At 48.4% G+C, this 14,700-nt stretch carries 14 protein-coding genes; 11 read left to right on the top strand and 3 right to left on the bottom strand.

Annotation, left to right across the window (positions count from 1 at the left end; genetic code table 11):
• The first annotated feature begins 34 nt into the window (after positions 1-34).
• The 9 genes from ACUC6J_RS06035 (at position 35) to ACUC6J_RS06075 (ending at position 9,431) form a co-directional block, all read left to right on the top strand.
• Positions 35-1,249, top strand: coding sequence for a glycosyltransferase family 4 protein (locus ACUC6J_RS06035; RefSeq protein WP_447249922.1), 1,215 nt, complete (start codon positions 35-37; stop codon positions 1,247-1,249).
• A complete protein-coding gene (locus ACUC6J_RS06040) occupies positions 1,246-2,487 on the top strand; it encodes a glycosyltransferase family 4 protein (RefSeq protein WP_447249923.1) in 1,242 nt (413 codons plus the stop codon). Before ACUC6J_RS06035 ends, ACUC6J_RS06040 begins: the two co-directional genes overlap by 4 nt.
• Entirely contained in the window at positions 2,465-3,274 is an 810-nt protein-coding gene (locus ACUC6J_RS06045) for a WecB/TagA/CpsF family glycosyltransferase (RefSeq protein ID WP_243208114.1), read from the top strand. The genes ACUC6J_RS06040 and ACUC6J_RS06045 overlap by 23 nt, the downstream gene beginning before the upstream one ends.
• Before the next feature lie 52 nt (positions 3,275-3,326).
• Complete coding sequence (locus ACUC6J_RS06050; RefSeq protein ID WP_025364268.1) at positions 3,327-4,667, top strand: UDP-glucose dehydrogenase family protein; 1,341 nt, start codon at positions 3,327-3,329, stop codon at positions 4,665-4,667.
• A 13-nt stretch (positions 4,668-4,680) separates the two neighbouring features.
• On the top strand, positions 4,681-5,658 hold the full coding sequence (locus ACUC6J_RS06055) for an LCP family glycopolymer transferase (RefSeq protein WP_016821232.1): 978 nt from the start codon (positions 4,681-4,683) through the stop codon (positions 5,656-5,658).
• 118 nt (positions 5,659-5,776) lie between these two features.
• Positions 5,777-6,274: a hypothetical protein gene (locus tag ACUC6J_RS06060; RefSeq protein ID WP_016821231.1), complete on the top strand. Its 498-nt coding sequence runs from the start codon at positions 5,777-5,779 to the stop codon at positions 6,272-6,274.
• 115 nt (positions 6,275-6,389) lie between these two features.
• Positions 6,390-7,310 (top strand): ABC transporter ATP-binding protein, encoded by a 921-nt coding sequence (locus ACUC6J_RS06065; RefSeq protein WP_019686420.1) that lies wholly within the window; start codon positions 6,390-6,392, stop codon positions 7,308-7,310.
• Positions 7,303-8,085, top strand: a complete 783-nt coding sequence (locus ACUC6J_RS06070; RefSeq protein ID WP_016821229.1) for an ABC transporter permease — start codon at positions 7,303-7,305, stop codon at positions 8,083-8,085. The genes ACUC6J_RS06065 and ACUC6J_RS06070 overlap by 8 nt, the downstream gene beginning before the upstream one ends.
• Before the next feature lie 260 nt (positions 8,086-8,345).
• Positions 8,346-9,431 carry an AI-2E family transporter gene (locus ACUC6J_RS06075; protein ID WP_025364270.1) on the top strand — a complete coding sequence of 362 codons (1,086 nt, stop codon included), beginning with the start codon at positions 8,346-8,348 and terminating at the stop codon, positions 9,429-9,431.
• Positions 9,432-9,470: 39 nt separating this feature from the next.
• Here ACUC6J_RS06075 and ACUC6J_RS06080 read toward each other — a convergent pair whose 3' ends face one another.
• Entirely contained in the window at positions 9,471-9,932 is a 462-nt protein-coding gene (locus ACUC6J_RS06080; protein ID WP_019686423.1) for a bactofilin family protein, read from the bottom strand.
• A gap of 45 nt (positions 9,933-9,977) precedes the next feature.
• Positions 9,978-11,009, bottom strand: a complete 1,032-nt coding sequence (locus tag ACUC6J_RS06085; protein WP_447249924.1) for a M23 family metallopeptidase — start codon at positions 11,007-11,009, stop codon at positions 9,978-9,980.
• Between the two features lie 121 nt (positions 11,010-11,130).
• On the opposite strand from ACUC6J_RS06085, the gene cls reads away from it, so the two are divergent.
• Both cls and ACUC6J_RS06095 read left to right on the top strand, forming a co-directional pair.
• Positions 11,131-12,561, top strand: coding sequence for a cardiolipin synthase (gene cls, locus ACUC6J_RS06090; protein WP_447249925.1), 1,431 nt, complete (start codon positions 11,131-11,133; stop codon positions 12,559-12,561).
• 194 nt (positions 12,562-12,755) lie between these two features.
• Positions 12,756-13,700, top strand: coding sequence for a YitT family protein (locus ACUC6J_RS06095; protein ID WP_013369852.1), 945 nt, complete (start codon positions 12,756-12,758; stop codon positions 13,698-13,700).
• Between the two features lie 68 nt (positions 13,701-13,768).
• Here ACUC6J_RS06095 and ligD read toward each other — a convergent pair whose 3' ends face one another.
• Positions 13,769-14,671 (bottom strand): non-homologous end-joining DNA ligase, encoded by a 903-nt coding sequence (ligD, locus tag ACUC6J_RS06100; RefSeq protein WP_017426476.1) that lies wholly within the window; start codon positions 14,669-14,671, stop codon positions 13,769-13,771.
• Positions 14,672-14,700 lie beyond the last annotated feature (29 nt).

Genomic DNA, 14,700 nt, shown 5'->3' on the forward strand with positions numbered 1-14,700 from the left:
ACTCACCCAATATGAAATGGCAGGAGTACTGATGATGATTCCAAAAATATTGTATCTTCGCAACTTTGCCAGCAAGGTGAATGGAGCCTCATACAATTTGCAGGAAGTCGGCTTGGGCAAAGCGCTCGTCCGTAAAGGTTACGATTGCGATATTGTTTACTACAACGATCGTAAGGAGACCCATCTGGAACAAGTCTATAGTCACGCAGGCTGCACCTTGCGCATTATCTGGCTGCACGGTTTCAAGTTCTTAAGCAACAGCATCTACAGAGATGTTCTCAAAGATTCTTTTCTGGCAGCTTATGATCTGGTTATTACTACAGAATACAACCAGATCATGACCTACCTGCTTTCCCGCAAATGTCCCGATAAGCTGGCGCTGTATCACGGTCCATACCGGGATAATACGCATGCGCTGATCCGCAAACTGTACGATGTTATGCTGCTGCCTAAGGTGACAAAGTCTCTACGCCGAACCTATGTCAAATCCGATCTTGCCAAGCGCTATCTGGAGAATAAAGGCTTTGACAACGTGATAACGATTGGGGTCGGACTGGACCGCAGCAATGTAGAGAAAGGATTCAACAGTGACGACCAAAGCGGAGAGCGTGAGGAAAACCGTGAGGTTGCGAATGAACTGCGTCGGATCGGTAATCGCCCGGTGTTGCTGTATGTCGGTGTGCTGGAGGAACGGAGAAATATACGTTTTATGCTGAATACGTTCAAAAGAGTACTCCAAAAGCATCCCGGCTGCCTTTTGTTAATGGTTGGGGATGGACGAAAGATAGATACGGATCGTTATTGGGCTTATGCTGAGCAACTGGGGTTGACGGATAGTATTATACATTTTCCAAGAGTGGAGCAACGTCATCTGTGGCAGATTTACGGAGCAGCGGATGTGATGCTGTTTCCGACCCAATACGATATTTTTGGCATGGTGCTGCTGGAAAGCATGCTGTTCCGCGTCCCGATTATTTCTTCGGTGAACGGTGGCTCGGTTACCTTGATTGAGGACGGAGTGAGCGGAGTGATGCTGAGAAGCTTTTCGGAGGAGGAATGGGCTGGTCGTATAGGCACATTGCTGGATGATGCTGGGCTTAGACGAAGTCTGGCCGAGCAAGCGTTTCTTACGCTCGAGCGTATGTCGTGGGATCGGATTGCGGATGAAATCATAAGCCAGCAGCGGATCAAACCCATAAGCTCCAATCACGCTATGCAATCAACACAGGAAAGTGGGGCGGCCACGTGAGTCAACAGGTTAGCAGACGAATGACCCCGCCTGTAAGCAAAGTACTGATCATCCATAACTTTTATCAGCAAAGTGGGGGAGAAGACAAGGTTGTCGAGCAGGAATCGGCTATGCTGCGTTCCAGAGGAATAGAGACGGAGCATTACTATGTGCATAACGACAGCATTCAAAGCAAAGGATTGGCCAACATGGCAAAGCTGGCGGTAGAGGCAGCCTGGTCCTTCCCAGAATTCAAAAGAATCAAAGAGCTGCTTTTACGGGTGAAACCGGATGTGGTACATGTGCATAATTTTTTCCCGGTCATATCCCCATCGGTCTATCATGCCTGTGAACGGCTGGGGGTTCCGGTTGTCCAGACACTGCATAATTACAGGCTGATTTGTCCGGCGGCAACCTTTATGCGAGGGAATGAAGTTTGTGAAAAATGCCTGCACGGCACGCTGCTGCACTCCATCCGTCATGGATGTTACCGAGGCTCACAGCTGCAGACGATTCCGGTGGCGGCGATGATTAAGTTCAACGAGCTGATCGGCACATGGCAGCACAAGGTAAGTCGCTATATTGCGCTGACGGAGTTTGCACGGGACAAATTTGCTGAAAGCGGCATTCCGCTGGATCGCATCGCAGTAAAACCGAATTTTATCCATCATCAAACAGTCAAAGCCAAGTATGACCCCAATGATCGTTATTTGTTGTTCGTGGGCCGGATTTCAGCTGAAAAAGGGGTTCGCAATCTGTTGCAAGCCTGGTCACAGCTGGAAGATCGAGGTGGATTGATACTGGTCATCATTGGCGATGGTCCGGAAAAGGCTGAACTGGCTGCTGCTTATTCGCAGGAAGACATTCAGTTTCTGGGCAAGCAGGATGGAGACACGGTGCTGGATTGTATGAGCCGAGCCATGTATGTGATGGTGCCTTCCATTTGGTATGAAGGTTTTCCGATGACGATTGTAGAGTCCTATTCCGTGGGAACGCCGGTATTGTGCAGCCGAATTGGCGCATTGGAGGAAGTCGTGGAGGACGGAGTGACGGGTTTCCATTTTCAACATGATGATCTGGAAAATATAAAGACCGTGATTCGCCGTGCAGTAGCCTATGAGAACTATGCAGCTATGAGACAGAAAGTGGAGGAAAACTATGCAGCACACTATACGGAAGAAGTGAATGTGAAGCAACTGCTGGCGATATATAGCGAGGCCATGGAGGAATGTGATTATGAAGCAGCTGCCCCAGTATAGAGTCGGAAGGATTGCGAGCACAGATGTTGCAGCGCTGACGTTTCAGGAGACGGTACATACGCTGGAACAATGGGCAGTCGGACGAAAGGACAGCTATGTATGTATTTGCAACACCCATTCCATTGTCACGGCCGGGAATCATCCCGAGTTCCACGAAGCGCTCACTCAGGCTGATTTGTGTACTCCAGATGGTATGCCACTGGTTTGGGCCCTTAAGCTGTATGGGTTCGAGCGTCAGGATCGAGTAGATGGTCCCAGTTTGATGCTCACGCTGTGCGAACGTGCGCCACAAACGGAGGTGAGCGTATATTTTTACGGCAGTACGCCGGATACGCTGGATAGCTTAAAAGACAGGGTAGGACAGGATTACCCTGGAATTCGTATCGCGGGCAGCTTTTCACCGCCATTTCGTGAACTTCAGCCAGAGGAGGAGAAGCGGATCATTGAGGAAATCAATGCTTCAGGTGCGCATCTCATATTCGTCAGTCTGGGCTGTCCGAAGCAGGAAATCTGGATGCATCGCAACAAGGATCGTATCCGTGGCGTGATGGTTGGAGTAGGGGCTGCCTTTGACTATATTACAGGCAAGGTTCGCAGACCGCCGCTAATGATACAAAGGTTGGGACTGGAGTGGCTGTACCGTCTGCTATGTGAGCCAAAGCGTTTATGGAAGAGGTATGCCTATAACAATCCAATGTATATCTATCGTTTTCTCAAATCCTATCGGCATAATAAAAGGCTCACGCTCTATCATAATCGGCATACAGGGAGAGGCGTAGAGAAGTGAAGCAGGGCAAAAGTACAGTGAAATGAGACAGCATGTAAAAGGGGGAATTGGTTTGAAACTATGTGTTATAGGTGCCGGGTATGTCGGACTGGTGTCAGGGGTCTGTTTTGCCGCGCTTGGCAATACCGTCGTCTGTATCGATCAGAATGAAGACAAAATTCGTCAGCTGCGTGCAGGTGGAGTACCGATTTATGAACCAGGCTTAAAGGCTCTAATTAAAGATAATGTCGAGCAGGGCCGGCTAAGCTTCACAACAGATACCGCAGCTTCAGTGCAGGCAGCTGAAATTGTTATTTTGGCGGTGGGTACGCCTTCATTGCCGAGCGGCGAAGCCAACTTGTCTTATATTGAAGAAGCAGCGTGCGAGGTGGCAGCTGCCATGAATGGCTACAAGATCATAGTTACCAAAAGCACGGTGCCTGTCGGAACGAACGAGCGTATTCAAAATTGGATCGCTAGCCGCACGAACTATCCTTTTGGTGTCGCTTCGGTTCCTGAATTTTTACGAGAAGGCTCGGCGGTCATGGACACCCTACAGCCTGATCGAATCGTCATTGGAGCTTCCGATCCGCATGTATCCGCAGTGCTAACTACTCTGCATGAGCCGCTGACCACGAATATTTTAACCACGGATATCCATTCGGCCGAGATGATTAAGTATGCGTCGAATGCTTTTTTGGCGACCAAAATTTCGTTCATTAATGAGATTGCGAATATTTGTGAAAAGGTGGGTGCAGACGTTACACGCGTGGCACATGGTATGGGGCTGGATCAGCGGATCGGTTCCTCCTTTTTGTCTGCTGGTATCGGCTATGGTGGTTCGTGTTTTCCCAAAGATACGCAGGCTTTAATTCAAATTGCAGGCAACGTGGATTATGAATTTAAGCTGCTGAAATCCGTGGTAGAGGTGAATCAGGGACAACGTTTTAACGTGATTCGCAAGCTGAAAGAGGCACTGGGTGAGCTGGAAGGGGCTACGATTGGCATATGGGGGCTGGCCTTTAAACCAAATACAGATGACGTAAGAGACGCCCCGGCGCTGGACATCATACAGTCGCTGCTGGAGGCAGGGGCGCACATTCGTGCATATGACCCGATCGCTACCACTAACTTCCGCCGATTGCTGGACAGCCCGGAAATAAAGTGGGCCGATAGCGCACGAGAAGCAGCAGAAGGATGCGATGCACTATGTCTCTTAACGGAATGGGAGGAGTTTGGTGAGGTCGGACTGGGTGAGCTGAACGAGTTGATGAAGTATCCCATTATGATTGACGGGCGCAATGTGTACAGCGAAGAACAAATCAGACAATCTGCCTTTGCATACTATTCTGTCGGCAGGCCACAGATGAACAATCTGGATATAGATCGTCATCAATCTGTAGTGAATCCGTAAAGGGAGGCTGCGTATGAAACGATGGCTGAAGGTGACATTGGGGGCTGTGGCGTTATTGGTTGTAGGAGGTGCCGCCTATACCGTCTATGTGTATCATTCCTTTAAAACAGCGGCAAATGCGATGTATCATCCGCGCAGCATCGTGCAGCCCGGAGCGGTCTCTACCCTTGCAACGGGCGGAGCAGGGCGCTCCGTAGGTACAGACACTGGATCAAGTACACCCAATCCGGCAGCCATCTCTCAGTTCAAGCCGTTCACCGTGCTGGTGCTGGGTGTTGATCGGCGACCGCACGATCCAGGACGATCGGATACGATGATCGTTCTATCTGTGAATCCCGCCAATGGTTCGATGTTGATGTTCAACATTCCGCGTGATACGCGAACAGAGTTGGTCGGTAGAGGGCGTGAGGACAAAATCAATCACGCGTTTGCTTTTGGGGGCGTGGATATGTCGATCCGTACGGTAGAGCATTTTTTGAACCATCCGATAGATTACTATGTACAAATGAATATGGAAGGGTTTGCGAAAATGGTGGACCTTGTGGGAGGAGTGGAGGTCTACAATCCACTTGATTTTCAGTATGAGGGGCATCATTTTGCGCAGGGGAATTTGAACTTGAACGGAACTGAAGCATTGGCCTATGCCCGTATGCGATTTGATGATCCGCGTGGGGATCTCGGAAGGAACGCCCGCCAGCGAGAGCTGCTCAAGCAAATTCTTGCCCAGTCCATCAGCAAGGAAGGGCTATTGCGAGTAAAACCGATACTGGAGGCAGCGGGGGAGCAGATTCGCACAGACATTAGCTTTGACGATATGAAGACCTTCCTGACCCGGATCGGCCCGTCTCTTAAGCAGACGGATACCGTTGAGATAAAGGGACATGGGAGCAAAATTAACGGTGTGTATTATTACATCGTAGATGAGCAGGAACGCCAACGTATCCATGGAGTGCTGGAGAAGCATTTGCTCACCACTCCCGCATCACCTTAGGCATCCCTTATATAGGCGAATGTCCTTTAGGGAGACCCTGTTATTCTCTTCTAAACTCCTCTTGTCCCACATACATCTGTAGAGTATTCGGTACAGTCCGACAGAGGGAGGGACAGATGTGCTGCTTAGAAGGAGAGCGGCTTCGGCGTTCGTCCGTAAGCTACTGTATTTTGCAATCATATGTGGATTGCTATGGCTGCTGTGGATGGGTCTGCGTGGGGTGATGTCTACAGGGGAAGGGGATCAAGCCGTAGAAGCGCTGAACGAGTTCTACACGATGGAGCAATCGGGGAATTTTGGCGGCTCATGGGAGCTTTTTCATTCCCAAATGAAGAAGAAATTCGAGAAGTCCACGTATGTGCAGCAGCGTGCGCACGTTTTTATGCAGGATATGGGGACGGATACGTTTACGTTTGAACTGGGGGAGCCGCAGGCTGAATATGACATTCGTACCGATTCGAATGGGGAAGATTTAGGGAAGGTCTACCGTATTACAGTCACTCAGCACTACAAGACCCGATTCGGTACTTTTGATATCGTACAGCCTTGTTATGTGACGCAGGAAGATGAGGAGTGGAGAGTGCTTTGGATATACAAGGAGAAGGAACAGACGTGATAAGGTGCTCCCAAAGGTGTTTCTGACAGGATAAATATGGTACAATACTTCCAAAACCGGAAATGTACAGTAAAATGGATGACAGCTTCACTCCGGGTGGAAGGAGTTTCATAGCATGCAGCAAGCGACAGGGCAGGTTCCCGTCATACGGATGGAGGGTGTGAGTAAAATCATTTCCTCAAAAGCGATCGTGGACAATCTGACACTGGAGGTTCCGGCAGGACAGGTATTTGGTTTCCTCGGACCGAACGGTGCAGGAAAAACGACCACCATTCGTATGATGGTTGGCCTGATTTCGATCAGCAAGGGTGATATTCATATTTGCGGAGACAGCATTAATACCGATTTCGAAAAGGCTGTTTCCCATGTCGGTGCGATTGTTGAGAACCCGGAGATGTACAAGTTTTTGACAGGCTATCAAAATTTGCAGCATTTTGCGCGAATGTCTCCCGGGGTGAGCCAAGAGCGTATAGACGAAGCGATTCGTCTGGTGGGACTCGGAAACCGAATTCATGATAAAGTCAAAACCTACTCGCTCGGGATGCGGCAGCGACTCGGGGTAGCTCAGGCGATTTTGCATCGACCGAAGCTGCTTGTGCTGGATGAGCCGACCAATGGCTTGGACCCGCAGGGTATTCGTGAACTGCGGGATTATTTGCGTCAATTGACCCGTACCGAAGGAATTACCGTGTTTGTATCAAGCCATTTGTTGTCCGAAATGGAGCTGATGTGCGACCGCGTGGCCATTATTCAGAGCGGACGATTGGTTGATATTAAGCAGTTGAAGAATACAGAGGGAGAAGTGCAGACGGCGGAAATTGCTTTTGAAGTCAATGATGCTGAGCAAGCCTATACGCTTGCTGGAGCCGGGCGCGTCGAAGGCAATCAACTACTGCTTCACCTGGAGCGGGAACAGATTGCAGAGATGAACAGCCTGCTGGCTGCAAATGGAGTCAAGGTGTATGCGATTCGCCCGGTTGCCCGTACGTTGGAAGATCAATTTTTGGAAGTGACGGGAGGCGGGTCCATTGGCTGATTTCTTCAAGCTGGTACATAATGAAAATCTTAAAATCTACTTGCGTGTGCGCACATGGATCATGCTGGGGCTGCTGGCGGTCATCACCGCTGTGATTCCGATGCTGATTTCTCTAGTTTCTGATCAGGTTAGTGTGTGGGATGGCATCGCATTGACAACGTTGTTTACATTTTTCCTCAATACGACGTTTACGGTCATTGTAGCTGCTGATTCGGTGGCTGGCGAATTTACATGGGGAACGATTAAGTTGCTGCTCATCCGCCCTTGGACTCGCAGCAAAATTTTGTTGTCCAAGTATATATCGGTGATTTTGTTCAGCTTGCTTGGAACAATCGTTTTGGTCTTGATGGTTACGCTATCCTCCTGGCTGATGTTATCGAAGGACGCACCAGCGGGCTCTGTTCCGCTGTTCAGTGATCCGATATCTTACGTAACGCTGAACTTCTTGTATAGCTATATCGCCTTATTCGTGACCATGGCTTTTGCATTTATGTTATCCGCTGTGTTTCGTTCGAGCGCTTTGGCGATTGGTTTGTCCTTGTTTATGATGTTCACCAAAACGGTGTATAACTCTATTGGCTTGTTCAGCACAGATCGTTTTGAATGGACCAAATACGTACTCTTTACGCATATGGATCTGAAAAAATATCTAGATATGCCGCCGGGTACAGTAAGTTCCAATCTAACCTTTTCGCTCGCCGTGCTGGCCGCTTATTATGTGGTTTTTATCGCGATTGCCTGGGTGGTTTTCGTAAAACGCGATGTCTCCACCTAAACACGTATCTCTTAACATGTATGATTGAATAACACGAGGATTTTGGCAAAATGCTGAGATCACAAAAAGGAAGTCCAATGCCTAGCCATTTGGACTTCCTTTTTTGCTATGTTGGCACTGTTTTATTCAGTATCTATGTCATTTTTGCTACATATTCTGTAAGTGTGGGTATATTGTAATCTATTTTCAGCAAGAATCAATCAATAGGGTCGGTTTGCGTTTAAAGAAGTAGAGAGAAACAGAACAGGGGGGCGTATGATATGCTGCAAAATAATCGTTTTTTTCGCCTGACTTCAGGAATCGTCATGCTATTGCTCATTATTTACTTGGGCACCAAAGTAAGCTTTATATTCAGTCCTCTTGTATCCTTGGTCAGCTTGCTGGTTGTACCGTTGATGCTATCTTTTTTCCTCTATTATTTATTGAGACCGATCGTAGATGTCATGGAACGGAGAAAAATCAAACGATCAATTTCCATATTGCTGATTTATTTGGTTATTGGCGTGTTACTGTTCCTCTTCTCATGGGGAGTGTGGCCTACGCTCCGTGATCAGGTAACCAATTTATTTGAGAACGCGCCGAAGCTTATTAAAAGTCTGGTTGATCAATTGAGCCAATGGCGGCATAATCAATCCTTGAGACAAGTACTGCCTCCGGGTGAAGACCCGCTGTCACAACTGTCAGATACGTTAAACGAAGCTTTTTCAACGCTGTCAGATTACTCGGTAAAGCTGGTATCGTTCGTATCCTACTTTTTTATCGTATTGGCTACCTTTCCCATATTGCTCTATTACATGTTGAAGGAAGGGAGCAAGTTTGGTCCCAAAATGCTTAACTTCTTTCCTAAAAAGTATCATAAGGACGCGCTGGAAGTTATGGAGGATATTGATAGTGCGCTCAGCAGCTTTATCGTCAGTCGAGTGCTGATCAATGTCGCGTTGGGCTTGATGATGTTCCTTGGATTTTTGATTATTGGTTTGCCATATGCCTTGCTGCTTGCCGTTATTTCGATTTTCCTTAATTTTATTCCCTATGTGGGGGCAGTAGCTGCTTCTATACCTGTGGTTATCATTGGATTTCTCGAATCGCCTTCCATGGCGCTCTGGTCGCTGGTGGTGGTGATCGTTGCACAGCAAATTCAGGATAATTGGCTGTCGCCGATTGTCTTTGGCAAGCAGCTGGACATTCATCCGTTGACTGTCGTCATTTTATTGCTAGTTGGTGGCGACCTGCTCGGGATCTTGGGTATCATTTTGGTTATTCCATTATATATGTGCGGCAAAATCGTCATACGCAAGGTGTACCATTTATTTTTGGAACGCAGAGTGGAGGATATTATGGAGTGATTGGAGGATGTACTGGATATATAGGAGTATAAGCCGGCCCTATCCCGCTTCAGGTTGTAGGGAGGCTTGGCTGTCCTCTATGTCTTGGCTGAAACTGGATTGATTTTCATCCTCTGATTTCTCTATAGCAGCTGGCGACTCTGCATCCATAGTTTGGTTCATTTGACTTGTGCCGTTCAGTACGCCGCCTTCAGAAATGACCAATGTAGGGGTCGCCGTATTTCCGTACAGTTCGCCTGTCGATGTAATGGTCAGCCGTCCTTCTGTGGTGATGCTGCCGAATACCTTGCCGGCAAGAATGACGTCCCGTGCAATGATGTCCGAACGTACAACTGCTGATTCTCCAATGACGATAGTGCGAGTGCTGTAGATATCGCCCTGAAAATGACCGTCAATGCGAATGTTGGCCTCTGCCTCAATCGTACCTTCAAAGCTGGTGCCGTTCGCGAGCAGTGTATCCGTCGCCGGGGTGGAGAGCTTTTTTTTGGATTCCTTGAACATGATCGTTTTCCTCCAATCCTTTATTGTCGGTATTTTGCAAAACCCTTATTGTACATACAGCAATGGATCGACAGGTTGGTTATGCTTGACGATCTGAAAATGAAGATGAGGTCCTGTGCTTCTCCCGGTACTTCCCAGCAGGCCAATGGTCTGTCCTTTGTGAACACGGTCCCCCGGAGCCACCTGCATACCGCTTAGGTGCATATACCAGCTTTGGAGTCCGTCAGGATGCTGAATGATGATGCACTTGCCGCGAGCTCCGCTGGAAGCGGCCTCCAGCACAGTGCCTGCCCCTGCTGCATAGACAGGATCACCGGATTGACCGGCAATGTCCACACCTGAGTGAAAAGCGGATTTCCCTGTAAATGGGTCGCTGCGATAGCCGAAACTGGAGGTCATGCGCCGCGAACCAACAGGCCAAATGGAGGGCCTGCCTTGTTCAGCAAGTGCCAGTCTTCGGGTCTGGAGCAGCTGCGCGGCTTGTTGGCGCTCCAGGTTCTGCTGTACGGCGTTTGCCTGTTGAATAGAGCGCGGAACCGTGCGCTCCACTGTGTCCAGCAGAGCTTCGATTTCCTGAAAATCATCCATGGCCTGGCGGGCTAGAAGAGCTGTATTGTCATGCACTGCGATCAATTCACCGCCGGTATGGCCGGAAGCATCCCAGGAGAGGGGGGTGATGGTTGATTTATTGCTGCTTGCGCTGGAGGAATTTCCGTGTTTACGAATGAATTGCTGCATTTGCTGTTCCAGCTCTGTTATACGCTGGAGACGTTCGCGAATACTGGTGGCTTGATTCGTCAGCTCCATGACTTCCTGCCGCAGTCGCCCAATGGCTGCGTCTTTGTTTGCTACCGTAACCTCCATCTGCAAACTCTGGACAGCAAGATTGGTTTCCATTTGGGAAATAATATGGGAAGAACGGATTTGCAGCCCGATCACGAGCGTAGAGATTGATGCGATCACAAGGGTCGGGACGAGAATGACAGCGGCTGCGGAGCATTGTAGCTGCTTGGGCGGTTGCTGTGCATCCCGAATGACAAGCAGGGTCATCCGGCGATTTAGGCTTCCTTTTTTCATAATCGCTCCTTTCCGGACATCGCTCCTATAGTGCTTGGTTACTATCTATTCAGCTTAAGAGGCAAACATGTCAAAAAATTGGAGCTTTGTATAAAACGTAGATTTATAAGGAGGCTTAGACATGCTGTGGTTGCTGTTGGTTTTAATTATTTTTATTTTTCAGACCGGGACGATTCTGCTCTTTGAATTTCGCAAGCCGTCCAAAGCGGTAGCCTGGCTCTTTATTTTGTTTTGCTTCCCGCTTATTGGTTTTGTAGTGTACTATTTTGTTGCTCAGGATTACCAGAAGCGTAAAGTGGTTCGTAAAGCAGGATCGCAGCTATTTCGTGAATTCCGTGAACATCTGTGGGCGCAAACCAAGGTGATTGAAAATGTAGAGCAAATGCACAATCCCCATTTCAAGCATCAGGAGCGTCTGTTTAACCAGTTAATTCGTATGTCGGAAAACCCGTTGACTGGCTGCAACCGTACACGTGTGCTGACGAACGGGGAAGAGACTTTCGACGCCATGCTGAAAGCGATGGAACAGGCACAACATCATATCCATGTGGAGTTTTACATATTTCGGGCAGACGAAATCGGGAAAAAATTTCAGGAGGTCATGATCCGTAAGGCACGCGAGGGAGTTAAGGTACGATTCATTGTGGACGGCGTAGGGAGCTACCATTTACCCTATTCATTTATTCGCACCTGCAATGAGGCTGGGGTCGAATTTCATTATTTTCTACCGCCGTTTTTCGCCACGCTGGACCGCCGGATTAACTATCGCAATCACCGGAAAATCGTGGTGGTGGATGGCACGATCGGATTTGTGGGGGGAATCAATGTAGGCGACGATTATCTGGGAAAGTACCCCAAAGTGGGATTTTGGAGGGATACGCATTTGCAGATTGAAGGAGATGGCGTTTATTTTCTGCAAAATGTGTTTCTTAGCGATTGGAAGCTGGCTTCGGGAGAGAGGCTAATGGACGTGAATTTATTTCCTCCACATACCTGCAAAGGGGATGAGGAAGTACAGATTTTGAGCAGTGGGCCCGATCAGGTATGGGATACGATTCAGGAATTGTGCTTTGGAGCGCTTACGGTTGCCAAAAAGCGGATTTGGATAACGACGCCGTATTTTATTCCCGATCCGGGGATTTATGAGGCACTGAAGCTGGCGGCCGTCAGCGGCATAGATGTGAAAATTATTATTCCCTACCAATCAGATTCGAAACTGGTCCACCTGGCGTCACTGTCTTATGTGCAAGAACTGCTGGAGGCAGGAGTGGAGTTCTACCAATATCGAAAAGGATTTATTCACGCTAAAGTGGTGATTGTGGATGATTTGCTCGGCTCGGTTGGGACCGCCAATATGGACATGCGTAGCTTTTTCTATAATTTTGAGTTGACCGCTGTACTTTTTGCAACTTCGGCGTTGAAACGGCTTTCGGCAGATTTTGTAGAGGACATTTCCAACTCTTCCAAAATAGATTTGAACGTGTTCCGCAGACGCCCTCGATCTCAAAAAATAGCTGAAATTCTAACTCGCATGCTCTCTCCCCTCCTTTAGAGGCGGTTTTCGCCGTTTTTATCAATATAATCTCGCTTTATTGTGATTTATGTGCTCTTTGCTAACTTTTTTGCGCAAAATCACAGTTTTATGATATACTAATCACATAACTAAGCGCCGTAAAGGAGAGGGGACTGCGGAGAGCAGCCCCTTTTTCGGTCCAATATACCATACTGTAACGGGGGGATTTATATATGAGTGTAGTGAGCAAGGAAGTCCAAAATCTGTCTGAGATCACAGATGTAACCGGAGAGTTGACCAAGATCAGCAAAATTCCAGCTAATCCAAAGAACAAAGTAAAACGCTTATTGCAGCGTGCAGCCATGATCGTGGTTGGTGCAGCGCTGATGGCCGTGGGATTGGAAATATTCCTGGTTCCTAACGGCGTTATTGACGGCGGCGTTACAGGTATTTCCATTATGGCCTCCAAGATTACTGGTTATCCGCTCGGTATTTTCCTGACCCTGTTGAACCTTCCATTTTTACTTATCGGCTACAAACAAATCGGTAAAACCTTCGCCTTATCCACATTATTCGGCATCGTCGTTATGTCCATCGGAACTGCGTTACTTCACAATGTAAGTGCATTGACGCCTGGGGAACCGCTGCTTGGCGCTATCTTCGGGGGTGTCATTCTCGGCGTTGGGGTGGGTCTTGTGATTCGGTCCGGCGGCTCGCTGGATGGGACAGAGATCGTGGCTATTCTTGTCAGTGAAAAAACTCCCTTTTCGGTCGGTGAGATCGTATTGTTCGTTAATATTTTCATTCTGGGAAGTGCGGGTTTTGTATTCGGTTGGCCGAATGCCCTGTATTCCATGATTGCTTATTATATTGCTATGAAAATGATTGATATTACAATTGAGGGTCTGGATCAGTCCAAATCGGTCTGGATTATTAGTGATAAATACCGTGATATCGGAGATGCCCTGACGGACCGTCTTGGACGGGGGGTAACTTACCTGGAAGGTGAAGGCGGCTTTACAGGCGAGAGCAAAAAAGTGATTTTCGTCGTCATTACCCGACTGGAGGAAGCGAAGCTCAAGAGCATCGTTGAGGATTGGGACCCGCACGCCTTCATTGCAATTGGTAATATTCACGATGTGAAGGGCGGACGTTTTAAGAAAAAAGGAATACACTAGCGCAAGGGGACAATTTCTCAGCCTATGGCTGCGGGGTTCGTCCCCTTTTTTGTGCTTCAAAGCATGGATCAGGTTGGGTGTGTTTTGGAGCGCATATGTTTGAGGAGGTCCTCTACGGGCTGGGGAGGCACCTTGTCGATCAAGTCGCCTACCTGGTTTAACCGTTCCTCAATATTCAGCAAATGGTAATCAAGTGGTGACACATCTTGCCGTACCTCTTCCCAGGTTAGCGGAGTCGAGACCGTAGCACCGGGACGTGCCCGAGGAGTATAAGGAGCGGCTAGGGTTTTTCCCTGATAATGCTGCAAGTAATCAAAATAGATGGCTGTTCCACGATCCTTCTTTAACCGTTCCAGTGTGAACAGATTCGGGTGCTTTTCCGTCACAAATTGTCCAACCAACAGTCCGATGCTGCGTAGCTCGTCAAAGGTGATGCCTGTACGGATCGGGACGATAATCTGTACACCTGTGGCCCCGGAGGTTTTGGGGACAGAGTCCAACCCAAGCGAAGCCAATACTTCGCCTACAATGGAGGCGGCCTCCATAATACGTGGCTCGACTTCTCTGGATGGATCCAGATCAATCATCCATTCACAGGGCAGTTGGCTTCCTGTTCTGTGCAGAGAGGGATGAAATTCCAACGCAGCTTGATTACCGAGCCAGAGTAGTTGGGGCAGCTTGCCAAGCACGATATACTCAATGCCATCATGCAGAGCGGTTTCAATATAGTCTGGCCGAGGATGTGGGGCATTTTTCTGATAAAAAAAATCTCCATGGATACCATGTGGCCAACGGATGACAGTCAATAGACGCTGATGACAATATTTGAGCAGGTAGGGGGCCAATACCGCAAGCTTGCGAAGATATAGCGCCTTAGTTACACCTGCTTCGGGCCACAGCGGTTTATCCGGGTTTGTGATCGCAATTTCATGACCTTCAATCGTAATCGTACCTTTAACAGCTCGTCCCATAGTGCTATGCTCCTTTGGTTAACATGCAG

It is taken from the genome of Paenibacillus sp. JJ1683 (genome assembly GCF_053006485.1).